This is a genomic window from Phaeobacter sp., from assembly GCF_022825805.1.
Taxonomy (GTDB): Bacteria; Pseudomonadota; Alphaproteobacteria; order Rhodobacterales; family Rhodobacteraceae; genus Phaeobacter.
Genome location: NZ_JAJDWC010000045.1, coordinates 1 through 25,232 on the forward strand (window position 1 = coordinate 1; position 25,232 = coordinate 25,232).

General features: G+C 60.1%; 21 protein-coding genes, 3 pseudogenes and 2 riboswitches. Of the genes and pseudogenes, 14 read left to right on the forward strand and 10 right to left on the reverse strand.

Features of this window, described 5'->3' with window-relative positions; translation table 11 throughout:
* Window positions 1-146 (forward strand): annotated as a pseudogene (locus tag Q0C28_RS04950) (IS481 family transposase); the annotation flags it as partial.
* On the opposite strand, the pseudogene Q0C28_RS04955 reads toward Q0C28_RS04950, so the two are convergent.
* Window positions 143-337: pseudogene (locus Q0C28_RS04955) on the reverse strand (glutathione S-transferase N-terminal domain-containing protein); the annotation flags it as partial. The pseudogenes Q0C28_RS04950 and Q0C28_RS04955 sit on opposite strands and share 4 nt — an antisense overlap.
* 139 nt (window positions 338-476) lie before the next feature.
* A riboswitch (FMN riboswitch) is annotated at window positions 477-695 on the forward strand.
* Window positions 696-776: 81 nt separating this feature from the next.
* Between Q0C28_RS04955 and Q0C28_RS04960 the strand changes: the two are divergent.
* Window positions 777-1,214, forward strand: a complete 438-nt coding sequence (locus tag Q0C28_RS04960; RefSeq protein ID WP_293573545.1) for a 6,7-dimethyl-8-ribityllumazine synthase — start codon at window positions 777-779, stop codon at window positions 1,212-1,214.
* 18 nt (window positions 1,215-1,232) lie between these two features.
* Here Q0C28_RS04960 and Q0C28_RS04965 read toward each other — a convergent pair whose 3' ends face one another.
* Genes Q0C28_RS04965 through thiB form a run of 3 tightly spaced genes read right to left on the reverse strand, consistent with a single transcriptional unit; the run spans window position 1,233 to window position 4,445 of the window.
* Window positions 1,233-1,925: an ATP-binding cassette domain-containing protein gene (locus Q0C28_RS04965; protein ID WP_293573546.1), complete on the reverse strand. Its 693-nt coding sequence runs from the start codon at window positions 1,923-1,925 to the stop codon at window positions 1,233-1,235.
* Window positions 1,912-3,492 carry a thiamine/thiamine pyrophosphate ABC transporter permease ThiP gene (locus Q0C28_RS04970; RefSeq protein ID WP_293573547.1) on the reverse strand — a complete coding sequence of 527 codons (1,581 nt, stop codon included), beginning with the start codon at window positions 3,490-3,492 and terminating at the stop codon, window positions 1,912-1,914. Before Q0C28_RS04970 ends, Q0C28_RS04965 begins: the two co-directional genes overlap by 14 nt.
* Window positions 3,468-4,445, reverse strand: a complete 978-nt coding sequence (thiB, locus tag Q0C28_RS04975; RefSeq protein WP_293573548.1) for a thiamine ABC transporter substrate binding subunit — start codon at window positions 4,443-4,445, stop codon at window positions 3,468-3,470. The genes Q0C28_RS04970 and thiB overlap by 25 nt, the downstream gene beginning before the upstream one ends.
* A gap of 31 nt (window positions 4,446-4,476) precedes the next feature.
* Window positions 4,477-4,569, reverse strand: a riboswitch (TPP riboswitch).
* Between the two features lie 296 nt (window positions 4,570-4,865).
* Between thiB and aroC the strand changes: the two genes are divergently transcribed.
* Together aroC and Q0C28_RS04985 are read left to right on the forward strand one after the other, a co-directional pair.
* Window positions 4,866-5,972 carry a chorismate synthase gene (aroC, locus tag Q0C28_RS04980; protein ID WP_293573549.1) on the forward strand — a complete coding sequence of 369 codons (1,107 nt, stop codon included), beginning with the start codon at window positions 4,866-4,868 and terminating at the stop codon, window positions 5,970-5,972.
* A 111-nt stretch (window positions 5,973-6,083) separates the two neighbouring features.
* On the forward strand, window positions 6,084-6,719 hold the full coding sequence (locus tag Q0C28_RS04985; RefSeq protein ID WP_293573550.1) for a cation transporter: 636 nt from the start codon (window positions 6,084-6,086) through the stop codon (window positions 6,717-6,719).
* Window positions 6,720-6,786: 67 nt separating this feature from the next.
* Here the strand turns inward: Q0C28_RS04985 and Q0C28_RS04990 are convergent, their stop codons facing one another.
* Window positions 6,787-8,301 (reverse strand): malonyl-CoA synthase, encoded by a 1,515-nt coding sequence (locus tag Q0C28_RS04990; protein WP_293573551.1) that lies wholly within the window; start codon window positions 8,299-8,301, stop codon window positions 6,787-6,789.
* Between the two features lie 95 nt (window positions 8,302-8,396).
* Between Q0C28_RS04990 and Q0C28_RS04995 the strand changes: the two genes are divergently transcribed.
* Entirely contained in the window at window positions 8,397-9,332 is a 936-nt protein-coding gene (locus tag Q0C28_RS04995; RefSeq protein WP_293573552.1) for a DMT family transporter, read from the forward strand.
* A 151-nt stretch (window positions 9,333-9,483) separates the two neighbouring features.
* On the opposite strand, the gene Q0C28_RS05000 is transcribed toward Q0C28_RS04995, so the two are convergent.
* Window positions 9,484-10,350, reverse strand: coding sequence for a branched-chain amino acid aminotransferase (locus tag Q0C28_RS05000; protein ID WP_293573553.1), 867 nt, complete (start codon window positions 10,348-10,350; stop codon window positions 9,484-9,486).
* Window positions 10,351-10,525: 175 nt separating this feature from the next.
* Between Q0C28_RS05000 and Q0C28_RS05005 the strand changes: the two genes are divergently transcribed.
* The 6 genes from Q0C28_RS05005 to dxs all read left to right on the forward strand — a co-directional run bounded on the left by Q0C28_RS05005 (window position 10,526) and on the right by dxs (window position 15,960).
* Entirely contained in the window at window positions 10,526-11,038 is a 513-nt protein-coding gene (locus Q0C28_RS05005; protein ID WP_293573554.1) for a MarR family transcriptional regulator, read from the forward strand.
* Window positions 11,035-11,736 carry a response regulator gene (locus tag Q0C28_RS05010; RefSeq protein ID WP_293573555.1) on the forward strand — a complete coding sequence of 234 codons (702 nt, stop codon included), beginning with the start codon at window positions 11,035-11,037 and terminating at the stop codon, window positions 11,734-11,736. Before Q0C28_RS05005 ends, Q0C28_RS05010 begins: the two co-directional genes overlap by 4 nt.
* Before the next feature lie 175 nt (window positions 11,737-11,911).
* Window positions 11,912-12,838, forward strand: a complete 927-nt coding sequence (locus Q0C28_RS05015; protein WP_293573556.1) for a histone deacetylase family protein — start codon at window positions 11,912-11,914, stop codon at window positions 12,836-12,838.
* Window positions 12,835-13,086, forward strand: a complete 252-nt coding sequence (locus Q0C28_RS05020) for an exodeoxyribonuclease VII small subunit (protein WP_293573557.1) — start codon at window positions 12,835-12,837, stop codon at window positions 13,084-13,086. Before Q0C28_RS05015 ends, Q0C28_RS05020 begins: the two co-directional genes overlap by 4 nt.
* A gap of 3 nt (window positions 13,087-13,089) precedes the next feature.
* Window positions 13,090-13,974, forward strand: a complete 885-nt coding sequence (locus Q0C28_RS05025) for a polyprenyl synthetase family protein (RefSeq protein WP_293573558.1) — start codon at window positions 13,090-13,092, stop codon at window positions 13,972-13,974.
* 57 nt (window positions 13,975-14,031) lie between these two features.
* Window positions 14,032-15,960, forward strand: a complete 1,929-nt coding sequence (gene dxs, locus Q0C28_RS05030) for a 1-deoxy-D-xylulose-5-phosphate synthase (RefSeq protein ID WP_293573559.1) — start codon at window positions 14,032-14,034, stop codon at window positions 15,958-15,960.
* On the opposite strand, the gene Q0C28_RS05035 is transcribed toward dxs, so the two are convergent.
* Window positions 15,957-16,844 (reverse strand): SDR family oxidoreductase, encoded by an 888-nt coding sequence (locus Q0C28_RS05035; protein WP_293573560.1) that lies wholly within the window; start codon window positions 16,842-16,844, stop codon window positions 15,957-15,959. The two genes, dxs and Q0C28_RS05035, sit on opposite strands and share 4 nt — an antisense overlap.
* 406 nt (window positions 16,845-17,250) lie before the next feature.
* On the opposite strand from Q0C28_RS05035, the gene Q0C28_RS05040 reads away from it, so the two are divergent.
* Window positions 17,251-18,261, forward strand: coding sequence for a helix-turn-helix domain-containing protein (locus tag Q0C28_RS05040; RefSeq protein WP_293573561.1), 1,011 nt, complete (start codon window positions 17,251-17,253; stop codon window positions 18,259-18,261).
* A gap of 137 nt (window positions 18,262-18,398) precedes the next feature.
* On the opposite strand, the gene Q0C28_RS05045 is transcribed toward Q0C28_RS05040, so the two are convergent.
* A complete protein-coding gene (locus Q0C28_RS05045; protein WP_293573562.1) occupies window positions 18,399-20,816 on the reverse strand; it encodes an FAD-dependent oxidoreductase in 2,418 nt (805 codons plus the stop codon).
* A 220-nt stretch (window positions 20,817-21,036) separates the two neighbouring features.
* Here Q0C28_RS05045 and Q0C28_RS05050 point away from each other — a divergent pair, with 220 nt between their 5' ends.
* On the forward strand, window positions 21,037-21,981 hold the full coding sequence (locus Q0C28_RS05050) for a LysR family transcriptional regulator (protein ID WP_293573563.1): 945 nt from the start codon (window positions 21,037-21,039) through the stop codon (window positions 21,979-21,981).
* Here the strand turns inward: Q0C28_RS05050 and Q0C28_RS05055 are convergent.
* Window positions 21,932-23,446, reverse strand: a complete 1,515-nt coding sequence (locus Q0C28_RS05055) for a PLP-dependent aminotransferase family protein (RefSeq protein WP_293573564.1) — start codon at window positions 23,444-23,446, stop codon at window positions 21,932-21,934. The two genes, Q0C28_RS05050 and Q0C28_RS05055, sit on opposite strands and share 50 nt — an antisense overlap.
* A gap of 121 nt (window positions 23,447-23,567) precedes the next feature.
* On the opposite strand from Q0C28_RS05055, the gene Q0C28_RS05060 reads away from it, so the two are divergent.
* Complete coding sequence (locus tag Q0C28_RS05060; RefSeq protein ID WP_293573565.1) at window positions 23,568-24,902, forward strand: uroporphyrinogen decarboxylase family protein; 1,335 nt, start codon at window positions 23,568-23,570, stop codon at window positions 24,900-24,902.
* Between the two features lie 194 nt (window positions 24,903-25,096).
* Here the strand turns inward: Q0C28_RS05060 and Q0C28_RS05065 are convergent.
* Window positions 25,097-25,232: pseudogene (locus Q0C28_RS05065) on the reverse strand (amino acid ABC transporter ATP-binding protein); the annotation flags it as partial.

The window sequence follows — 25,232 nt, forward strand, 5'->3', positions numbered from 1 at the left end:
ACCAGACCTCAGACGACCGCGCCGCCGATCTGCCCGTCTGGACACATCTCTACAATTGGCACAGACCACACGCGGCCCTAAAATCAAAACCACCAATCAGCCGGTTACGATTAAATCGGAACAACCTATTGAGGCTCCACACATAGAGCGTCCCGCCATCCGCACGCTCCAGCGCGGGGATCTTCGCCAGAGGGTTTGCCGCCTGCAGATCCGCGCTTGGCGAAACGGGCGTTGTGGCGACTGAATGAATCTCGACCTGATCCAGCAGTCCTGTCTCATGCAGCACAACCATGACTTTGCGAACATAGGGCGATGTCGGGGCATGATAGAGTTTCATCAGCAGATCCTTCGGTTCAATTCGGGAATTCATCAAAGCTCGAGCAACTATAGCGGGCAATGGCGCAAGGAAAACCTGTTTTGATGCATTTTGCACCGCAGAGCACTCTTGCCATGGAGGATACTTCCAGCCATGGTCGCGCCGTTCTCAGGGCGGGGCGAAATTCCCCACCGGCGGTAAGCGGGATGTCCCGTAAGCCCGCGAGCGGCTTTTGCACAGGGCGTCCTGCACCCCTGGTTGGTTCGTCCCGATTGCAGAATCGGCTGATCCGGTCAGAGTGCATCTCCCGGCAGAAGTGTCAGCAGATCTGGTGCAACTCCAGAGCCGACGGTCACAGTCCGGATGGAAGAGAACGTGCAGGGCAGAGCCAGGGCAACCTGGGCTCTCTTTGCTCGTGATCGCCTTGGGTGACGTGTCAAACCTTTAGGAGATACAGACCATGGCACACACCCGTTTCGCGTTTATCAAAGCCCGCTGGCATGCGGATATCGTCAATCGTGCGCTGGAGGGCTTTCAAGAGCTGATCCCAGCGGACCAGATTGATGTCTTTGATGTTCCCGGCGCTTTTGAAATGCCACTGCTGGCGAAAAACCTGGCCCAGACCGGCAAATATCAGGCCATCGCCTGCGCGGCCTTTGTCGTGGATGGCGGCATCTATCGCCACGACTTTGTCGCCCAAGCCGTGGTAGATGGGCTGATGCAGGCCGGGATGGAAACCAATGTACCGGTTCTGTCGGTGTCGCTGACCCCGCATCAATATCAGGAAACCGATCACCACAACGCCATCTATCGAGCCCATTTCGTGGACAAAGGTCGCGAAGCAGCCAATGCCGCATTGATGATCACCAAAACACGCGCCGAGGCGCTCAGCGACTGATCACAGCCTACAGAAGGCCTATCCCAGATAGGCCTTCAACGCAGGCGGTGGATTGTCCAACAACGGTCCCGTCGCCACCGGAGGATGGGCCAGACCCTCCGCCACCAACACCACTTGATCGGCAATGCGCCGCGCATCCGCCGGATCATGGCTGACCATCAAAACAGTTGCCCCCGATTCTGCCGCCAACGCGGCCACCAGATCCAGCATTTCGGCCTTCAGGGCAGGGCCCAATGCGGCAAATGGTTCATCCAACAGCAGCACATCGCGCCCCTGCACCAATACGCGGCCAAGGGCAACGCGGCTTTGCTGCCCACCCGACAGGGCTGCAGGCTTTCGATCTTCCAACCCTTTCAGCCCGACCCGATCAATCGCAGCCTGCACCTTGGCCTGTTCTGTTGCGTTCAATCGCAGGTTCGGGCGAATGCCCAAGCCCACATTCTGCGCCACGCTCAGATGCGGGAACAAATTGCTGTCCTGAAACAACATGGCCATGGGGCGACGACCGGGGGCCATGGCGGTCAGGTCCTGATCGCGCCAGATCAATCGCCCGCGGGAAATCGGCAAAAATCCAGCAATCGCTTCGATCAACGTGGTCTTGCCCGCCCCCGAGGGACCAATCACCGCAACCCGCTGACCGGCCTCGATCTGCAGATCGGCTGCCAGCGAAAACCCACCGTTTTGCAGCTCGCACCCTTCAAGTTTCAGCATGGCGCCGCCCTCCCCGGTCCAGCACATAGAACATCCCGACCGACAAGCACAGCAGCAGCAAAGCCCCCGCCGCTGCCGCGTCAGTGCGATAGGCGCCCATCAACCGATAGACCTGCAGCGGAAGGGTCGCGGTCTCGCTATCCGAAAACAGCGCAATCACCCCAAGATCCCCCATCGACAAAGCCGCTGCCAATCCAGCGGCAAAGCCAAGCTGCGGGCGCAATCGCGGCAGCAGAACAACGCGCATAAAGGTCCATCCCTGCAGATCCAGCGAAAGCGCCAACCGCCCATAGCGAGCCAGAATATCGCGCACACGTGGCACCAGAATGCGCAGCGCAAAGGGCAACGCCATCAACGCATTGACCAGCGCGGTCACCGGCAACGCCAGTGCAAAGGGATCAACAAAGGGGAAGAGAACGATGAACAAACCGGTGCCGATCACCAGCGGGGATACTGCCAATCCCAACAATCCTGCCAGTTCCGCCAGAACCCCACCACCATTCAGTGGTCGAAGCGCAATCGCAACAGTCATCGGAACCACCAAGACCAGCATCAGAAGGGTTGAGGTCGCGGAAATCACCAGCGAGTTGCCCGCAGCCCGTACCAGCAGATCAGCCGACCGCGCGCTGAGGCTCAGTAGCCCCGGAATCCCGGACAGAACGATGGCCGCCAAGGGCAGCACCAGAAACAGGCCCGCAGCGGTGATCCACACCACATCCAGCCCACGCGCCACCGCGGCCTGTCCGTCCCAGCGTCGCAGCGGACGGTCCAAACCGCTGCCGAACCCTTCCCCGATGGCCATGCGCAACGCCACAAAAGCTGCCAGACCGGTCAACACCAGCTGCAAGCCCGACAGCAGAGCGGCGCGGCCCAGGTCAAATTCCAATCGAAACGCCTCATAAATCGCCAGCTCGATCGTGGTCGCACGCGGCCCGCCTCCAAGGGTCAAGGCAACCGCAAAGCTGGACAGACAAATAGCAAAGATGACAGCAAACGCCCCGGGCACCACCTGGCGCAGCATCGGCCATTCCAACAGCCGCCACATGCTGGGACCATCCACGTTCAGCTGCGCTGCGAGCCGGAACCGTTCTGCCGGAATTTCTTGCCAGCCTTGCAAAATGAGACGCGTGGCCAGCGGCAGGTTGAAAAAGACATGGGCCAAAACGACCCCCTGCAGCCCGTAGATCCGCAAAGGCTCTTGCCCCATCAAAACCAACAGGTCGCTGATCCAGCCGGAGCGTCCGAACACAACCAGAATGCCCAGGATGGCAACGATCACAGGTAGGATAAACGGTGCGCCCATCAGCGCGATCAGCACCCGCCGCCCCCAAAACCTGCGGCGCGCAATGCCTCGCGCCACGGGTATCGCCAATAGCACACTGCACGACGCTGACAGGATCGCCTGCCACACGGTAAAGCGAATGGCAGACCAATCCGCAGGGCCAAGCCCCGCACCGGGATCCGCCCGCAGCGCAACCGCGAACAGCACCCCGATCATGAGCGCCGCAACACCAGCTGCGACGCCCAATCCCCAACGGGATCTTAGCGGCTGAGCGCGGTCAGCCATTCATCCAATGCCGCATCACGCAGAGCCGCCGCTTCGTCCGCGCTCAGCAAGAGCGACTTTTCCGGGGTGACCAACGTGTCAAAACCTTCCGGCAGACCCTCTGCCGGGGTCACAGCGGGATACATCCAGTTGGTGGTCGGGATGATGGATTGGAACGCATCAGACACCATGAAAGCCAGGAACTGGTCGGCCAACTCGGGCTGGTCGCTTGCGGCCAGTTTGCCTGCGACTTCCACCTGCATGTAGTGGCCTTCGTCAAAGGCGGCAGCGGCTTTGCTGGCGTCTTCTTCCGCAATCAGGTGATAGGCCGGGGAGGTGGTGTAGGACAGCACCATGTCAGCTTCGCCTTCCAGGAACAGACCATAGGCTTCGGACCAACCCTTGGTGACTGTCAGCACATTGTCTGACAGACCTTCCCAGATCTCGGGGGCTTTGTCGCCATAAGCGGCCTTAACCCACATCAACAGCCCCAAACCGGGGGTCGAAGACCGCGGATCCTGGATGACGATTTTCAGATCGCTCGCCGCCAGTTCGACAAAGTTCTTGGGCGCGGTGGCATCTGCATTATGCACAAAGGCAAAGTAGCCCCAGTCATAGGGTGCAAATGTCGCATCTTCCCAAGCGATGGGCAGCGCATAATCGGCGCTGACCGAATGGTCGGCAAACAATCCGGTGGCCTTGGCCGCCGCAGTCAAATTGGTATCGAGCCCAAGCACCACGTCGGCATCCGACCGTTCGCCTTCCAGCTTCAGTCGCGCCAGCAGCGCAGCGCCATCGCCTGCGCCCACCAGTTTCAGATCGCAACCGCAGGTGGCCTCGAACGCTTTTTCAACTGCCGGGCCGGGGCCCCAGTCGGAAACAAAGCTGTCATAGGTGTAAACGATCAATTCGGGCGTCTCAGCAAAAGCCGTTGTTGCGCCCAGCATGCCTGCTGCAAATACAAGATGTTTCATGGCATCCTCCATTGCGGCGATGGGCAAGGGTGGAGCCGGTCCATACCTTCCCTCCGCCGGTTCTAGCCGGTTCAGGTTCTACGGGTGTGATCTCAGCGTCGACGACGCACCCCGAGGTGTGGCGGACCCTATGCAGGGCCGCACCAAAACACAAGCGCAGCCGCGCATTGGTCTGCAAATACCCGACGATCTGGATCCATCGGCACCGCTGATCGCCCCGGTGAATAGGTCAGATATGCTGTCCAAATGTTTCGCACGCGAAACATTGGGGGAGTCTCGCTGTCCTTTCTATGCGGTTAACGCGCCATCACACAGACCGGCCTGAGATCAGGAAACCCCTTGAGACAGAGGGCGCTGGCCGCTAAGCACACCGGCAGCATCAGGGTTTGCCCGGCAGGCCCGACAAAGGAGACCGCATCCATGTCGATCAACAGTTTTGGCCATCTGTTCCGTGTCACCACCTGGGGGGAAAGCCACGGGCCTGCGCTGGGTGCGACCGTCGATGGCTGCCCGCCAAATGTGCCGATCCACGAAGAGATGCTGCAGCATTGGCTGGACAAACGGCGCCCTGGTCAGAACAAAAACATGACCCAGCGCAACGAACCAGACGCCGTGCGCATCCTGTCCGGCGTGTTTGACGGCAAATCGACCGGCACACCGATCCAGCTGATGATTGAAAACACGGATCAGCGGTCGAAAGACTATGGCGATATTGCGCAGACCTTCCGGCCGGGACATGCGGATATCACCTATTTCCAGAAATACGGCAATCGGGACTACCGCGGCGGTGGCCGCTCTTCCGCCCGCGAAACAGCCGCCCGCGTTGCCGCAGGTGGTGTGGCCCGCGAGGCCATCAAATCGCTGGTGCCTGGCCTGGAGATCAAAGGCTATATGACCCGCATGGGCGAGATGGAGATCGACCGCAGCCGGTTCGACTGGGACGCCATCGACCAAAATGATTTCTGGATTCCTGATGCCGCCGCCGTGCAGGACTGGGAAGACTATCTGCAGGCCCTGCGCAAAGACCACGATTCCGTTGGCGCCGTGATCGAGGTTGTCGCCCGCGGCGTACCCGCAGGCATTGGCGCGCCGATCTATGGCAAACTGGACACCGACCTGGCCGCAGCCATGATGTCGATCAACGCGGTCAAAGGCGTGGAAATCGGCGAAGGGATGAACGCAGCCGTTCTCAAAGGGTCGCAAAACGCGGATGAAATCTTCCTCGGCGAGGATGGTAATCCGGTCTATTCCTCCAACCATTCCGGCGGCATTCTTGGCGGGATCTCCACAGGCCAGGACATTGTTCTGCGCTTTGCCGTGAAACCCACCTCGTCGATCCTGACACCGCGGCACTCCATCCGCAAAGATGGCAGCCCCGCAGAGGTGATTACCAAGGGACGCCATGATCCTTGCGTTGGTATTCGTGCCGTCCCAGTGGGCGAAGCGATGATGGCCTGCGTGATCCTCGATCATCTGCTGTTGCATCGCGGTCAGGTTGGCGAAAACCAAGGTCACATCGGCGGCTGAACCGCGGGAGCGCGCGGCTGCCACTGGCGCGCGGGTTTTGTCACAAACCTCTTGAAGCTCTAGTCACTAGAGCAATTACCCTGTCTTCGAATCGAGATGAGGACAGGTGACATGGCAGGGTGCTGCAACAACGCGCGGTTTGATGGGGTGTCTGCGGATTATAAACGCAGGCTCTGGCTGGTGATTGGGATCAATGCCGGGATGTTCGCCGTCGAAATGGGCGCCGGACAGATGGCGGGCAGTCAGGCCCTGAAAGCGGATGCGTTGGATTTTCTGGGCGATGCGCTGACCTATGGCATCTCGCTCGCCGTTATCGGAGCCCCCTTGCGCACCCGAGCACTCGCGGCACTTGGCAAGGGGATCAGCCTGTTGCTGATGGGGCTGTGGGTCTTTGGCTCGACCCTCTATCAGGTGTTTGTCATCGGCGTGCCACAGGCCGAGATCATGGGTGTCATCGGGTTTCTCGCGCTCGCCGCCAATCTGATCTCGGTGGCGCTGCTGGCGCGATACAAGGACGGTGATGCAAATGTGCGGTCGGTTTGGCTGTGTTCACGCAACGACGCTATCGGCAATGTGGCGGTGATGATCGCAGCCCTTGGGGTCTGGGGAACAGCCACGGGATGGCCCGATCTCATTGTGGCCGGCATCATGGCTGGTCTGTTTCTCAGCTCTGCGTTTCAGATCCTGACACAAGCTCTGCGGGAATGGCGCGAGGAAGAGGTCCACGCGGCAGTGCAACAAAACTGAAGTCAGCGCCCTCACCTGGAGGGTGGGGCGATGACCTGCCTGCCGATCAGACGGGCGGAAGAGTGCTTCAGCCAAACAGCCCTGCGTAGGTTTCGCGCAGGGCTTTTTTCTGCACCTTGCCCATCGTGTTGCGGGGCAAGGCGTCGACCAGTGCAACATGTTTGGGCTGTTTGAATTTGGCCAATTGCCCAACCAGCGCCGCCTGAATGGCCTCTGCGCTGATCTCATCACCCGAACGGGCCACCACCGCCACCACGGCCTCGCCAAAATCGGGGTGCGGCACGCCGATCACCGCGCTTTCAACCACGCCGGGCATATCATCGATCAGCACCTCAACCTCTTTGGGATAGACGTTGAAGCCGCCGGTGATGACCAGATCCTTCTGCCGCCCCACGATAGTGACATATCCATTGCTGTCGATCTTGGCCAAGTCTCCGGTGATGAACCAGCCATCCGGTCGCAGCTCTTCGGCGGTTTTTTCAGGCATCTGCCAATAGCCCTGAAACACATTGGGGCCACGCACCTCCAGCACGCCGATTTCACCCGCGGCCAGCTCTGTGCCCTCTGCCATCACGCGCGCCTCCACACCAGGGAGCGGCAGGCCCACTGTGCCCGCGATGCGCTCTCCTCGGTAGGGGTTGGAGGTGCTCATATTGGTTTCGGTCATGCCGTACCGTTCCAGAATGCGATGGCCTGTGCGCGCCTCCCATTGTTCATGAGTGTCGACCAACAGCGGCGCCGAACCGGAGATGAACAATCGCATATTTGCCGCACACTCCTGGGTCAGGCGTTCATCGGCCAGCAGGCGGGTATAAAAGGTCGGCACCCCCATCAAAGCCGTTGCTGTGGGCATGGCTTGCAAAATCGCATCGCGGTCAAAGCCGGGCAGGAACACAACAGAGGCTGCGGCCAGCAGTGCCACATTGGTGGCAACAAACAGCCCGTGAGTGTGGAAGATCGGCAGGGCGTGGATCAACACATCGTCGCAGGTAAACTCCCAATGGTCCCGCAGCGTGCGCGAGTTGGAATAGAGGTTCGCATGGCTGAGCATCGCCCCTTTGGAGCGGCCGGTTGTGCCGGATGTATAAAGGATCGCCGCCAGATCATCGGGGCTGCGCGCCACCACTTGAAACCCGCCCTGGCGATCTGCCAGCGCGCTTAACGTGCCCTGCCCCGCAGCATCCAGCGTCAACACCTTGGCCTGCGCCGCAACAGATTGCAGGGAGCCGGCGCGCTCTGGATCGCAGACAAACACACGCGGCGTGGCGTCAGAGATAAAATAAGCCACTTCCGTGTCGGTGTAAGCCGTGTTGAGCGGCAGGAACACAGCGCCGGCCATGACGGTGCCAAGATAGAGTTCGATGGCGGCGAGGGACTTCTGCACCTGAACCGCCACCCGGTCCCCCGGTTGCACCCCCTGCTCCACCAGCTCAGCGGCCATTTGTTCCGCGCGTGCAAACAGCTGGGCAAATGTCACCGCAGCGGCATCCGGCCCTGCCAAAGGTTGGGTAGCAAACACTGCATCCTCGCGCCCGACGGATGCCGCGCGCAGATGATGAATAAGGGGGTTGGCATCATACATGAACAGATCTCCTTGCCGCTGCGGCGACCATGGACATTGGCGCGTGAGAAAATCAACCCGTTGCACTTTCTGCGCGAGATGCGCAGGGTCGGCGCATGTCGACAGCCTCCACTTCGCACCAGCCGGGCCGCGCCATTGCGCTGAAGCTCACAGCCATTGGCCTGTTCACGGTTCTCGCCGCCATCATCAAAGCAACATCCGAAGTGGTGCCCCCGGGGCAGGCGGTGTTTTTCCGGTCCTTTTTTGCCATTCCCATCATCCTGATCTGGCTGACGATGCGCGGGGAACTGCGCCACGGGCTGAAAACCACCCATCCTGGAAAACATGTGCTGCGCGGAGTGTTGGGCACATCTGCGATGGGCATGACCTTTATGGGTTTGGCGCTGTTGCCCCTGCCCGAAGTCACGGCAATCGGCTTTGCCACGCCGATCTTCACCCTGATTCTGGCCGCACTCTTGCTGGGTGAGCGCATCCGCCTGATCCGGATCAGCGCCGTCGCAGTTGGACTGTTTGGTGTGGTGGTGATGCTGTGGCCCCGGTTGGGGACCGGTGATCTTGGCAATGCTGCCACGCTGGGCGCGCTGCTGGTTCTGGTCGCCACGATTGCGCGGGGGCTGGTGCAGATCCACATCCGATCGATGGTGCGCACCGAACACACCGCGGCCATCGTGTTCTATTTTTCCATGACAGCTTCGCTGTTGGCGCTGTGTACCCTGCCGTTTGGCTGGGTCTGGCCCGATCCCAGCACGCTGGCGCTGCTGATCCTGGCGGGTCTGGTGGGTGGGGTTGCGCAGATCCTGGTCACGTCGGCCTATCGGTTTGGGCCAGCATCGATGTTGGCACCCTATGATTACTCCGCCATGCTGTTTGCAATCGTGCTGGGCTATGTCTGGTTCAATGAACTGCCAACCATGGTGATGCTGGCCGGGGCGGTATTGGTGGTTGCGGCCAACGGGCTTGTTGCCTGGCGGGAGCGCGCGCTGGGTCTGGAACGAGGCAAGGCGCGAGCTGTAGGAGAACCCAAGAACTGATCTGAGGCACGCCGCACAAATACGCTGGCGTGCGTCAGTTGAGGCAACCTGCGACAGTGCCCCTACCCCCCGGTTAGCCATAATTGCGGCCGACAACAAAAAAGCGCGGAGAGATCTCCGCGCTTTGATTTTTTCCGAGCAATACCGTGCGTCAGCTGCGCACCAGTTCCTCATAGGCTTTGGCGATCTGCTGGGTAAGCTCGCCCACCTCGAACTTATGCGGGCCGATTTCACCAACCGGGGTGACCTCTGCCGCCGTGCCGGTCAGCCAGCACTGTTCAAAACTGTCGAGCTCTTCCGGCATGATGTGGCGTTCATGCACGGTGATGCCCTGGTCTTTCAGCATTTGGATGACAGTCTGACGGGTGATCCCGTTCAAGAAACAGTCAGGCGTCGGTGTGTGCACTTCGCCGTCTTTGACGAAGAAGATGTTGGCACCTGTCGCTTCAGCCACGTAGCCACGGTGGTCCATGAACAGCGCGTCAGAGCAGCCCTTTGCCTCGGCTTTGTGCTTTGAAATGGTGCAGATCATGTAGAGGCCTGCGGCTTTTGCATGAACTGGAATGGTCTCTGGGCTTGGACGCTTCCATTCCGCGATGTCGAGCTTGGCACCCTTCATCTTGGCGTCGCCGTAATAGGCGCCCCACCCCCAAACCGCGACCGCCATGCGAACCGGGTTTCTGGCAGACGCGACACCCATGTCTTCGCCGGAGCCACGCCAGACAATCGCGCGAACATAGGCATCTTGCAGACCGGAGGCTTTCAGCGTGGCCTCTTTGGCTTCTTCGATCTGATCCACAGTGTAGGGCATCGGCATATCCAACGCCTCCGCCGAGGCAATCAGACGTTCCGAATGCGCGCGAGACTTGAAGATCTTGCCATTGTAGGCGCGCTCCCCCTCGAAAACAGAGGAGGCGTAATGCATGGCATGGCTGAGGATATGGACCTTGGCATCACGCCATTCGACCATCTCACCATCCATCCAGATCAAACCGTCGCGATCTTCGTAACCAGCCATGGTGCACCCTCCTTGAGCTGAAGTAAATTTTCATTAGTTGCGCTAATTATGGCCGATGCGGACATAATGTTGCGCCAAACCTGCGATTCGATACATCTTCAGACTTGGAATGTCAACAAGGCTGACTTAAAATGACCCAACCAACGAGGCCCAGAGACAAGAGGGGGATACACCCATGGAACAGGGGCGACCGCGGCAGGGACTGGGTGGAGAGAGCCTGCTGTTCCTGACGGATGAGCAGTTGCGGCAGGGGATCGAGGCGATGTTTTTTGCCTATCGCGGCTTCACCGCAGATCCCGACCGTATTCTGGCAGAACTGGCCTATGGGCGCGCCCATCACCGCGCCATCCACTTCATCAACCGGGCGCCGGGCACCACGGTCAACAATCTGTTGTCGATCCTCGGGGTCACCAAACAATCGCTCAATCGGGTGCTGCGGGCATTGATCGGCGACGGGCTGGTGGAAAGCCGCGTTGGCGTCACTGACAAACGTGAACGCCATCTGTTCCTGACAGATAAGGGTCGCGCCCTGGAGGCCAGCCTATCCGATGCCCAACGCACGCGAATGCGCGCCGCCTATAAAGAAGCCGGTCCCGAAGCGGTGCAGGGCTTCAAACGGGTGCTCGAAGCGATGATGGACGCGGATATGCGCCGCGCCTACGCCAAATTGCGGGAGACCGGCGCATGAGCAATTTTGATTCCCATCTGCTGATCGTGGATGATGACGAGCGGATCCGCGGCCTGTTGAAGAAGTTTCTCATGCGCGCCGGTTTTCTGGTCACCGCGGCACGCGATGCGGCGCATGCCCGCCGGGTGCTGTCGGGTCTCGATTTTGATCTGATCGTGATGGATGTGATGATGCCCGGCGAAGATGGCATATCGCTTACCCGCGATCTGCGCGAGACGATGAGCACCCCGATCCTGTTGCTGACCGCCAAAGGCGACACCACCGATCGGATCGAAGGGTTGGAGGCGGGCGCCGATGATTATCTGGCAAAACCCTTTGAGCCCAAAGAGCTGTTGCTGCGCATCAATGCCATCTTGCGGCGCATGCCGGAACCCACCGCCAAAGACACAGCTCCCAAGGTGCTGCATCTGGGCAGCATCCGTTACGACATCGAGCGCGGTGAGATGTGGCAGGGCGAAGAGTTGATCCGCCTGACCGGCACCGAAAGCCAGCTGATGCGGATCTTCTCCGCCTGCCCCGGTGAACCGGTCAGCCGCAGCAAATTGGTGGAAGATCTCGGCCGCGACAGGGGCCAGGCGCAGGAGCGGGCGGTGGATGTTCAGATCACCCGGTTGCGGCGCAAGATCGAACCCAACCCGAAACAGCCGCAATATCTGCAGACCGTGCGCGGTGCAGGATATATGCTGGCCCCAGATTGAGCCGCTCACCCTCCCCGGTCGCCTGCAGCGTCTGCGTTGTTTGAGCCAGATACATAATGACACTGGAACATGCGGAGGTCGGCACGCAGGTTGTCAGCCGGGCAGACAGACCGCAGCGCGGCTGCGGCCTGGCCTCCGGCGGGGATATTTCTGGCAAGAGGAAGGAGCCACCGTGATGACCACAGCCCTGATCACCCATGCAGACTGCCTGCATCATCTGACCCCTGAGGGCCATCCAGAGCGGGTCGCACGGCTGGAGCATATTCTGGCAGCCCTGGAAGACTTGGAGCTGAGCCGCGTGACCGCGCCGCTGGCAGCGGATGATGATCTTTTGCGTTGCCACCCGGCCGCCTATATCGCGGATTTGCGTCAAGCCCTGCCGGATCAGGGGTGGGCTCAGATCGATGCGGATACCTATTTGTCGCCAGGCTCGCTGACCGCTGCCTTTCGGGCGGTTGGGGCAGCGCTGCGGGGCGTGGATCTGGTGCTGACAGAGGTGGTGCAAAACGCGTTTGCCGCGGTGCGCCCGCCGGGACATCATGCCGAGACCGACACAGCGATGGGGTTTTGCCTGTTTGGCACTGCTGCGCTGGCGGCCAAACATGCGTTGGATCATCATGGTCTTTCCCGTGTGGCGGTGGTCGATTTTGACGTCCATCACGGCAATGGCACACAGGATCTGCTGTGGGATGATCCCAGGGCGCTGTTTGTGTCCAGCCATCAGATGCCGCTGTGGCCCGGATCGGGGCGCGCCGACGAGGATGGCGCACATGGTCAGATCCTGAATTTACCACTGCCACCGGGATCTGGTGGCGTGCAGATGCGGGAAGCCTATCTCAACCATGCGTTTCCTCGTATCCGCGCGTTCAAACCGGAGCTGATCATTCTGTCGGCGGGATTTGACGCCCATCAGGACGATCCCCTGGCCGAATTGGCCTGGAGCACCGAGGATTTCCGCTGGCTGACCCGTGCGCTCTGCGATTTGGCGGCGGAGGTTTGTGATGGTCGTATCGTCTCGACTTTGGAGGGCGGATATGATCTGAACGCCCTGGCCGCATCGGCCAAGGCCCACGCGGAAGAATTGATAGAGGCAGGCACATGACCGACACCCCCGAGACCCCAGTTGAAGAGTTGAGCTTTGAACAGGCCATGCGCGCACTGGAAACCGTGGTGGACCAATTGGAGCGCGGCGACGTGGCGCTGGATGCCTCCATTGCGCTCTATGAGCGAGGTGCGGCGTTGAAAAAACGCTGTGAAGATGAATTGAAGCGGGCGGAAGAAAAAGTCGCCGCGATCACCCTGGATGGAAAGTCGGTGCCAACGGGCACCCAACCGCTGGACGCAGGTTGATCCATGGCTGCTGTGGGGTCGGATCAGACGCGCCGATTTGCAGACGCGCTGGCGGAAGCGCAGAGCCGCATCACCCACCATATGGACGGGCGTCTGGCCGGTCACGATGAGCTGCATGCTGCGATGCGCTATGCCATCCTGGGCGGCAAGATGTTGCGTGGGTTCCTGGTTCTGGAAAGCGCGCGGCTGCATGGCGTTGACGAGGCGGCCGCGTTAGAGGCGGCATTGGCGATCGAGTGCATTCACGCCTATTCGCTTGTGCATGACGATCTGCCCTGCATGGATGACGATGATCTGCGCCGGGGCCAGCCGACCGTGCACCGCAAGTGGGACGAGGGGATGGCGGTTCTGGCGGGTGACAGCCTGCAGAGCTTTGCCTTCGAACTGCTGGCAGATGCCAAGATCGGGCCACATGCGCTGCCGCTGATCCGTGGCCTGGCCCAGGCCTCTGGCAAAGATGGGATGGTTTCGGGTCAGATGCTGGATATCGCAGCGGAGAGTGCGACCCAGCCGCTGAGCCTGGATCAAATAACCAAGCTGCAGAGCCGCAAGACAGGCTGTCTGATTTCCTGGTCCGCCACCGCAGGTGCGGTGATGGCCGGTGCTGATGACGGCGCCCTGCGACGCTATGCCGAGGCGCTGGGACTTGCCTTCCAGATCGCTGATGACATCTTGGATGTGGAAGGTGACGCAGCCAAAGTCGGCAAAGCGGTGCGCAAGGATGCTGATGCCGGCAAAGCGACCTTTGTCTCGCTGTTGGGCTTGGAGACCGCCAAGGAGCGGGCACAGATGTTGATGGAACAAGCTTGTGATGCGCTGACCCCCTATGGTCCTGCCGCCGAAACCTTGAAGGAAGCCGCGCGCTTCGTTATCTCGCGAGAGAGCTGAGCCGCGCTTATCGCGCCTCGTCCGAGCCAAACGCCAGCCAATGCTCAAGGAGCTGCCATGTCAGACCGGCCCCATACCCCTCTTCTGGATCAGATCACCCGCCCGGCAGATCTGAAATCCTTGAGTGACGCGCAGCTGACGCAGGTGGCGCAGGAATTGCGCCAGGAAACGATCTCTGCCGTCTCCGTCACGGGGGGGCATCTGGGGGCAGGTCTGGGCGTGGTGGAATTAACCACAGCGCTGCATGCGGTGTTTGACACGCCACGCGACAAGATCATCTGGGATGTGTCGCACCAATGCTATCCCCACAAGATCCTGACCGGTCGGCGCGACCGCATCCGGACCCTGCGCATGAAGGACGGGCTAAGCGGCTTCACCAAACGGTCGGAATCGCCCTTTGATCCATTTGGCGCGGCGCATAGTTCCACATCCATCAGCGCAGCGCTCGGTTTTGCCGTGGCTCGCGATCTGGGTGGGGTGATCCCGGAAGGAAACGGTGACGCTATTGCCGTGATCGGGGATGGATCCATGTCTGCAGGCATGGCCTTTGAAGCGATGAACAACGCAGGTCATCTGGGCAAACGGTTGATCGTCATTCTGAACGACAATGAAATGTCGATCGCCCCTCCGGTTGGGGCGCTGTCCTCGTATTTGTCCCGCCTCTACGCTGAGGAGCCATTCCAGGAGCTGAAAGCCGTGGCCAAGGGGGCTGCGTCTTTGCTGCCGGAACCCTTCCGCGAAGGTGCAAAACGGGCAAAGGACATGTTGAAGGGCATGGCGGTCGGCGGCACGCTGTTTGAATCGCTTGGCTTTTCCTATCTCGGTCCGATTGATGGACATGACATGGACCAGCTGTTGCCGGTTCTGCGCACGGTGAAGGCCCGAGCCACCGGTCCAATCTTGATCCACGTGCTGACCAAGAAGGGCAAAGGCTACGCCCCGGCGGAGGCCGCCCGCGACAAGGGACATGCCACCGCGAAATTTGACATGCTCACCGGGGAGCAGAAAAAAGCGCCCTCCAATGCGCCCTCCTACACCTCTGTCTTTGGGGCGGAGCTGGTGCGCCTGGCGGCCGAGGATGACAAGATTTGCGCCGTTACCGCCGCGATGCCGGATGGCACCGGTCTCAGCCTGATGGCAGAGCGCTACCCCTCGCGCTGTTTCGATGTTGGCATTGCCGAACAGCATGGGGTGACCTTTGCCGCTGCGCTGGCCGCTGGTGGGATGAAACCGTTCTGCGCCATGTATTCGACCTTCCTGCAGCGTGGGTATGATCAGGTGGTGCATGATGTGGCGATCCAGCGGTTGCCAGTGCGATTTGCCATCGACCGGGCCGGGCTGGTGGGCGCGGATGGGGCAACCCATGCCGGCAGTTTCGACATCGGTTACATGACCAACCTGCCGGGCATGGTTGTGATGGCTGCCGCCGACGAGGCGGAACTGGCGCATATGGTTGCCACAGCCGCAGCACATGACAGCGGGCCGATTGCCTTCCGCTACCCGCGCGGCGAGGGCGAAGGCGTCGATATGCCCGAGGTGCCAGAGGTCCTGGAAATCGGCAAAGGCCGCATGATCGAAACCGGCACAGGCGTTGCACTGTTGTCTTTTGGCACTCGCCTGGGAGAGGTGAAAAAAGCCGCCGAAGCACTGGCAGCCAAAGGCATCACCCCAACCATTGCGGACGCCCGTTTCGCCAAGCCACTGGATCGCGATATGATCCTGCAGCTGGCCGCAGACCATGATGCGCTGATCACCATCGAAGAGGGCGCTGTTGGCGGCTTTGGATCGCATGTTGCACAGCTGCTGGCCGAAGAGGGCGTCTTTGATGGCGGTCTGAAATTCCGCTCGATGGTGCTGCCCGATACCTTTATCGATCAGGCCAGCCCAAAGGACATGTATGAAAGCGCCGCGATGAACGCCCCACAGATCGAAGCCAAAGTGCTGGAGGTCATGGGTGTGGCGACGATTGGCGAGAAACGAGCCTAGACCCCTGTGGTTTCCTGCGGAGGGATAAAGCTCTCCAGATCCTCTGCGGCCTGCACGGCGCGCAGCCCGATGCGGTAGCTCGGGTGGATCAGCGAGACACCAAGCTCATCTTTGATACGCTGATTGCGGACGCGTTTGTTTTCGCCATAAAAGCTGCGCGCCATAGGGGTCATGCCCGCCTCATCGAACGGCACCTCTGCTGGCACCGGTAGGCCCAACAGCTCGGCGGCATATCCCAGCACATCCTGCGGTGGCGCGGGATCATCATCGCAAAGGTTGTAGATCCCACCCGGTTGCGGCTTTGCAATCGAGGCGGCGAGCACCTGGGCAATGTCGTCGACGTGAATGCGCGAAAACACCTGTCCGGGTTTCACGATGCGACGCGCCTTACCCGCCATCAGCTTGGCAAATGGGCCCCGGCCCGGTCCATAGATCCCCGCCAGGCGGAAAATATGCAGCGGCAAGCCGGGAATGGACTGCCAGCCGCTCTCGGCTTTGGCCCGCCAGCGCCCTCGCTGACTGGAGGGGGTGACGGGTGTGGTTTCATCAACCCACGCGCCGTTGTGATCGCCGTAGACAGCGGTGGTCGACAGGTAGCCCACCCATTCCAAAACGCCTGAACGTGCCGCCTGCTCCAGCTGGTCCGCAAGCACCGCCAGAACCGGATCGCCCTCCGCTGTCGGCCCCACGGAGGACAAGACATGCGTAACACCAGCGAGGGAAATATCACTGCCAGGCCATTCCAACAGCTCAACCCCCTCAACCGGCTTTGCGGTGGCGAGCGACCGGGTTGTGCCGAGAATGCGCCATCCCTGTTGGCGCAAATGTGGCACCAAAGCGCGTGCTGAATATCCAAGACCGAGGCAGAGGAGTGTTTTTGTCATGGCTCATAGATGCGCGCGGCCGTGTGCCGACGCAAGAGTTGTTTCCCCCCAAATTCCCGCATTTCTTGGCTCTACCGCCAAAAATCAGATCAATTTTAGATCAGCTTCATGCGCGGCTAGCCACCGACCGACACCCCGCGGATGACGGCCGAGACGTGCGCGCCAACACCAGATCAACCTCGGCTCAGGATCATATGCAGATGCAATATCCTCTCCCGCGCGAGGGTGGGAGGTGCCACCCCCGATGTGGTGGCAAAATGGGCTTATAAAAACTTCGATAATGGAACTTATTGATTATCCATTGGGCGCTTAAACAAACAGGGAGCGGGTGTTTGAACGTTGCGCAGTTGCGGACTGCAGCGGTGGCGCGCCCCGAATGAAGACCACCAAACCAGGAGGCCGCCAGATGACACAGTTTCATGCGATAGAGAACCGTCAGCTTCTGCAACATCGGCGGCGTTTCAATGCAGCGATTCTGTTGACCGACGCGTTCTCACTGTTGAGCCTGACCTCGCTTACGGATGTGTTGCATACGGTGCAGTTGGCGTCACAGGACGCATGTGTTGATGTGTCCCTGCAGACATTCGATGGCGCGCCAGTGCGGGCCCGGTCCAAGGTGCTTGTGTCGCCAGACAGCTCTCTGTCTGACGTGTTGAAGCACGGGTTCGATCTGCCAAAACCAGATGTCTATGTGATCTGCTCGGGCGCTCAGATGAGTGAGGCAGAGGCGGCCACCACGCTTGAGCTGGTACGCAAATGCCGGATGGCCTCCATCCCGGTCTGCGCCATGGGAGCTGCGGTACGGGTGATTGCGCAATCCGGCCATATCACCAAAGGCACCGACCATTGGTCCCGCATCCCGGTCAATCGCGAAACGCTGCCACATATCGAGTTTGAGGATTCGATCTTCGTGCGCGATGGCAATGTATTCAGCTGTTCCGGTGAAATGGGTGCGATGGATTTTGCACTGAACTGGGTGGAGGATAATGTCGCAACCAAAACGGCCGCTCGGATCCGAAACTATCTTTTGCTGCAATCCGCCCGCAGCCCCGACCGGGCGCAGCCCTGGGCCGCCGCAGATCGTTATCGTGGTGCGCCGGTGAAGGTGCAAAAAGCGATTGAGCTGATGCTGAACAACCTGGAAGAGCCGCTGCCCGTGAACGAGATCGCTGCCAGCATCGGGGTATCGGTGCGCCAGGTCGAACGGATGTTCATGCGCCATATCGGCACCTCGCCGTTGCGGTTTTATCGAAAACAGCGGCTGGAGCTGGGCCGTAGCCTGGTAGAGGACACCAATATGCCGGTGACGGAGATCGCCCTGGCCTGCGGGTTCAAATCGCTTTCTTCTTTCATCAAGCTTTTCCGCAAAAATTTTGGCGCAACGCCAGTCATGTTCCGCGCCACAAATGCTGCCTGACGCAAGGGTCCGGGCGCGGCGCGCTTCCTGCAGCTAACCTCTTGTCGGTGGGTCTCCCCCTCATACGTGTGAGGGTCTACCGCTTGCCCTCCGGGATTTTCCCGGAGGGCCTTTTTGTTCTTGGGGACGGGGCGGCTTCAGCCCTTCAGTCTGCTGCCATCCGGATCATATGGCGCACGCGCCAGCACGGTGGCTTTGTACCGCCGATCCGCCACCTCGACTTCAAAACTGCGGGCACAGGTTTCGGACAGGCTCTCCCCTGGAGCAATGTTCACGTTGGCAAAGCACAGGTTTTTGCCGGTCCGCGGCCCTTTGGCACCCGAGGAGGTCAACCCGATCCGGTGCCCATTCTCCCAGACGGGTTCGTCGTGCAGCAGCAGCGCGTCACCTTCCACCTCGAGCAGGATTTGACGACGGGACAGGCCCGTCTCTTTTTGCTCAACAAGCGCATCACGGCCGAGGAAACCACCCTTGGTCCAGTTGACCACAAAGCCGATGCCTGCCTCCAGCGGCGAGATGTCAGGCCCCAGATCGTGACCCCAATGTTTGAATCCTTTTTCGATCCGGCAGCCATCAAGCGCATGAACGCCGAATAGCCCAGCGCCCTCTGCGCGTAGCGCGTCAAACAGCGCGGCGGCATTGTGCACAGGAACCCAAATCTCCCAGCCCAGCTCACCCACGAAACTGATCCGCGTGGCGGTGGCTGTGACGCCTGCGACAGCAACCGTGCGGGCGCTGGAGAACGGAAACGCCTCCCAGTCGTCATTCGACAGCTTTTGCAGCAACCCACGCGAGCGCGGCCCCATCACGCCGATCACGGCCTCTGCCTCTGTCACATCGTTGAGGATGACATTGAACCCTTGTTGACGCGCTTGTTTCTGCAGCCAATGGAGATCCTTGCGACGGGTGGCCGCGCCAGAGGTTACGCGGAAGCGCTCCGCACCCAAGCGCGTGACGGTCAGATCCGCCTCAATCCCGCCGCGCCAGTTTAACCAGGCCGTATAGACAGCGCGCCCCTCGGCGACATCCACATCCGCGGTGCTGACCCATTGCAGCAGAGCCAGCGCATCTGGCCCCGAGACATCAATCTTGGTGAACATTGACAGATCGACCAAAGAGACATCCGCCGCCATGGTCTGCGCCTCGCGGTCGGCCACATATTGCCAGCTTTGCGGACCGACGGAATAGGGCAGCTCTTTCTCCGCTGCGTTCTGTGCAAACCAGCGGGTCCGCTCCCATGCGCCACCAACACCCCAGACCGCACCAGCCTGGTCCAGCTGGTCGTGCAGAGGCGACAGGCGCAAGTTGCGACCAGACACCGGCTGTTTGAACGGCCAATGCATGGCAAAATTATTGCCCACCGCTTCGCGCATCTTGTCTTCCATAAACGCCCTATCCGACTGCAACGGATCACAGCGCAAGATGTCGATATCCCACAAATCGCTCGGGGCTTCGCCGCAGAGCAGCCAATCTGCAAGCGCATCGCCAACACCCGCCGACGACATAATCCCGACAGAGTTCAATCCCGTTGCCACAAACAGGTTCTGCAGCTCTGGCGTTTCCCCAACCAACGGGCGGCTGTCGACGGTAAAGCTCTCTGGTCCGTTCAGGAAGTGCTGGATGCCGGTGTTTTCGAGCCCTGGATACATCGCCAAGGCGGCTTCAATGAACGGTTCCGCCTGATCCCAGTCATCCTCCATTTCAAGAAACGGGCGGTCACCTTCGGCGCTCTGCGGATCCCAGGGTTTGGCGTCCATCTCAAACCAGCCCACCAGCAGCTTGCCTGCATCGCCCTTCATGTAGACATGGGTTTCCAGGTCGCGAAACACCGGGAACGGCTTTGGGAAGCCCTCGATCGGCTCCGTCACCACATACATGTGTTTCACCGCGTGCTGCGGCAGCACCACACCCGCGTCATCCGCCAGCTTCTTGGACCACGCGCCCGCGCAGAGCGCGACCTGATTGGCATGGATCTGCGTACCATCCGCCAGTTCAACACCGGTGACGCGCCCGTCATCCTGCAGCAGACGGGCCACGCTGACACCCTCACGAATGTCGACACCGCGGCTACGGGCGCCTTTGGCATAGGCCATCGTCAGATCGACGGGATTGACCTGACCATCCTCTTTCAGGGTCAACGCCCCGTGGATACCCGCGGCGCTGACACCCGGCACACGGGCGGCCACCTCCTCACCCGAAATCATTTCTGGCGTCAGACCTGTGAACCCTGCCATTGCATGGATCCGGTACAGCTCATCCATCCGGTCCGGGCGTCGCGCAATCCAATAGCCGCGGGTCTGCTGATACCCGGTTGCCAATCCGGTCTCCCGCTCAAGCGCTGGAAACGTCTGCAGCGCTTTTGAAGCCAGTTTGGTCATGTTGAAGGTTGACCGTAGCGGCCCCACGATCCCTGCCGCATGCCAGGTGGTGCCAGAGGTCAACTGGTTGCGCTCCAGCAGGAGGATGTCCTCAGCCCCTTTCTTGGCCAGATGATAGGCAAGGCTGAGGCCGATCACCCCGCCACCGATGATAACAATATTGCGCTGTTCAGGCATGGCACTCTCCGCTTGGCTTCTGATCTAAACTTGCGGAAAATCGAATTAATAGAATAGGCGCCATCTGATCGCTCAAACTCAAGAGTTTGTTTTTAATAATGTTTTTTCATCACCCTCTTTTATTCTCCTAATATCCTGACATCAAAACACGTCAATCTATGTTTTTTTAAGATCGATATTCATGTAGTTTCCAGATACCGCCCAAACCGGACCTCCGCCCATGCCGCAAGAAACCGATTCCTTTCTCCTCCCGGTGATGAACGCGCTTGCGGCGTTTCGTGCCGTTGCCTCGCTCGGCTCGGTCAGCGCCGCTGCGCAAGCGCTTGGCACCTCGCAATCCAGCCTGTCGCGCCATGTTCAAAACCTGGAAGACCATTTGAACTGCAGCCTGTTCCTGCGCCAAAACCGCCGCATGGTGCTGACGGCTGCCGGGCAGCAGCTGTTTGCAACAGTGGACGCGGGTCTTGGCGCCATTTCGCAAAAGGCGCAGGAGCTGCAGCGCCAAGGAGGTCTGAGCGAAGTGCGTATCCGCTGCGGCCATGGGTTCGCGCATTTCCGGATGCTGCCATATTACCCGCGCCTACAACGCTCTTTCCCGCAGCTGCAGATCAATCTGTCTGTTGGCCCCTTGGGGATACGTCCCGATGATGGTGTTCCTGATCTCGATATCAGGCTGGGCCCGCATCCCGACCCGGACTGGCACTCGGATCTTCTCATCCCCGAAGACATCTGCCTTGCGGCGGCGCCCTCATTCCTTCGCAAGCATGGGCTCGTTGATCCGAAGCCGGAGGAACTGGCCCAGCTGCCATTGCTGCATCTGGATCGCGACGAATATGGGATCCTCTGGTTCGGTTCATTTTTTGACCGCTTTGGCATCGACTATGAGCCAGACCCGGCAACCCTATTCTTCAACAGCTATCCGCATGTGGTCCACGCTGCGATCGAGGGTCGGGGGATCGGTATCATCTGGCGCGGGTTGGATGATGGCGCGCTGGACAGCGGAGACCTGGTGGAATTGCCCGGCACCGCGCTGAAGACCGACAATGGCTATTTCCTGACCTGCCGCAAAGCGACGCGCGAAGAGCCTGATATTTCACAAATTCGCCGCTGGATGATCAACGCGTGCAACCTGGCTCATCATGCCCTGCCACCGCCAATGTCCTGAGCACGTCAGCCAGCCGCTTCACCAGTCGCGGAATGATCCGTTCATCGACACCTGAAAAACCTAGAACCAGCGCAGCCCGGCCAATCGGTTCGATGCAGTAGACCGAGATTGGCAGCGAGTCGATCCCCGCATCCAGCAGTCCCTGATGCGCGGCCTGATCATCGATGCCGCCCTTCAGCCAGGCAACCATATGCATGCCCGCATCTGTGCGTTGTGGCTCTAACCACTGGGCGCAATGCTGGTTCAGCGCCTCAAACAGCGCATCCCGCCGGGTCCGATACAGGCGGCGCATCTTGCGGATATGTTCGGTGAACCGCCCATCCTCGATAAATCCCGCCATCGCCTCCTCCACCACAGCGGAGGAGTTTTGTCCCAAGAGGTTGCGCGCTGTCGCAAAGGTATCTGCGTATTCAGACGGCACCACCACATAGCCTAATCGCATCGCCGCAAACATCGACTTGGAAAACGTGCCCACATAGAACACCCGTCGCCCACTGTCCAAAGCGCTCAGCGCCGGAAGCGGCCTGCCACGATAACGAAACTCGCTGTCGTAGTCATCCTCGATGATCCAGGCATTGTTGTCCTGCGCATAGTTCAGCAACGCCAGACGCCGGCCCAGGCTCATCGTGGTGCCCAGGGGTTGTTGGTGCGACGGCGTGGTAAAGATCAAGGCCGGTTTCGGATGTCGAGCAATGGCCTGATCAAGGTCCAACCCCTCAGCATCCACTGGCACTGGCGCCACATTGGCCCCCATGATCTGCATCACATCCCGCCCTGCGATATGGCCCGGGTTTTCGTACCAGACCGTATCCCCTTGGTTCAGCAGCACAAAGGCAATCAGCACAAAGGCCTGCTGCGCACCAGAGGTGATGATCACCCGCTCCGCATCCACCTTCATGCCGCGGGCGTCTGCCAGATGCCGGGTGATGGCTTCCCGCAGCGCAGCGTTACCATTGACCTGCCCATAGCTCAGACCACGTCGGGCATCCCGCGCCATCGCCTCGGCCAGGTATTTGTTCCACAGTTTCACCGGAAACTGATCCAGCGCCGGCACGCCGGGACGGAAGGGCGCTGTCTCGCCATAGCGAGCGACCGATTTTGATGCTGCAATCGTCAACGCCCGGTCGGATATCTCAATCCCGGAGGGTCTGTTCTTACGCCGCGGGGTCCGGATCTGCGGGAAGGCTTCTGTGTCGAGCCCCTCCGCAACAAAGGTGCCCGCCCCTGTTTTCGCCTTCGCATAGCCTTCGGCGATGATCTGTTCATAAACGTTCTTCACGGTGATCCGCGAAATCCCCAGCTCCTGTGCCAGTTCGCGAGTCGAAGGCAGTTTCTGCCCCGGGGTCAAAGATCCATCCAAAATCAGCCGACGCAACGATGCATCCAGCTGCCGGTAAATCGGCACCGAAGAATGGCGTTCGATTGTGAAACCTTGCAGCAGCGCGCCGCCGGGAGATTTTGGCATGGCTCTAAGTGGGTCTACATTTGATTCTGTAATGGGTATATTTGATGTACCCACTCTTGGATAGCCTCGAACCCGATTGGCGCAATGGGCGCCGCGGGTTCACAGAGCTGAAGGCCAATCCATGACCAGAATAGAAGACTACGCATTCCCCAAAGGCTTGGACCTATTGCGGGCCTGGCAGGCAGGTGACGCCGAAGCCAAAGACGAAATGAAACGGGTGTTCGACGCCGCCATCGCGGGCGATTTCGACGCCAACTTTGGCCAGAAAGCCGACCCCAATCGGGTCAACAGCGTCGCCTCTGTCCATATGCTGGCGCTGGCGGTACTGAACGATCTCTACGGCATCGAAACGCGCGAGTATTATCACGAAGACCCATATCGCTATGTCCGCGCCAACCTGGCGGTCAGCCGCCTTTTGGGGGTGAATAAATTCTATATCACCTGGGCGCTTTATGCCTGGTCCTGCGAGCCATTGGGCCAGACCATGATGTACCCGGACAAATACCCGCCGGGCGCCGACCCGGATGACATGCTGATCAACAAGGACAACTGGCGCGATCTGAAGACCCCGGACTTTACCACCGGCGTGCCATTGGCGATCACCAAAATCCTACGGGTACATGAAGAACTGACCGGCCTGCCGCCTCTTTTGCAGATCACCGCCCCCTACAGCCTCGCCGCGGACATCTACGGCCAGGAGCCGCTTCTGGGTGACGTGGTGAACGACCCGGATGAGGTGAACGCCCTGCTCGACCATCTGGGCGACGTGGTGCTGGGCCCCTGGATGGACCACCATATCGCCACTTTCCCGAACGGCTGGATCGAGCTGTCGGACGCCTCCGGCTCGCCCTTCTTCATCGGTCCGGAAAACTGCAAGAACATGTCGATCCGCGCAATCCGTCATATGCTGCGGGACAAGCCCTACGCCGATCGCGTGTTCGACAACAACTATCGCGGCGATCATGTGGCCCTCGCCAAGAAGAAAGACCGTCGCTCCCGCCGCCGTGGCGGCGCAGAGGCCACTGATACGGCAACGCCTGAACTGGCCCCTTCGGAAAACCCGGCCCTGCTGTCGCTGACCGAGGCCAAGGTCAGTGCCAACCCGGTCTTCATCATGCGGCTGGCTGCAGACAATGTTGATATCTCGTTCTATGAAGATCAGGCAATCAAACGCAACATGCCGCTGACCTCCGGGATCGGCTCGCCACAGATCGATCGCAACAGCATCGAGGATCTGGACGCCACCAAAGCCGAAACCCGTGAAATGGCGCGCTCCCATGTCGCTGCGATCCGCAACGTCTGCGCCCATGTGAACCTGCCGGAGGACAACCACGTCAGCGAAGCCTGGCCAAGCCACATCTATTTCGAGGACGTCAATCTGCACACGCAGTTCGACCTGGTGGAGATCATCCTGGAAGAAGTCTACGGCGCCGACCCGATCAAGCGGGCATCGTAGGAGATTTGCAGGCGCGCGCAAAAATGACCCGCGCCCTCTGCCCGCACGTCCTGCCCACACGTCCAGCCTGTCATCTTTCCAAAAATACTCAAAAACACCCAGGGAGCAGCGCTCCCTGACCTATAAACTGGGCTAAAAACACGTAAGGCCGGACACGAGGTCCGGCCTTTCCATTTAACTTGAATGCGTGCGCCTCAGTGGCCGAGGATCTGGCTCAGGAACAGCTTGGTGCGTTCGCTCTGTGGATTGTTGAAGAACTCTTCCGGCTCGTTCTGCTCCACAATCTGACCCGCATCCATAAAGATCACCCGGTTCGCCACCTGACGGGCA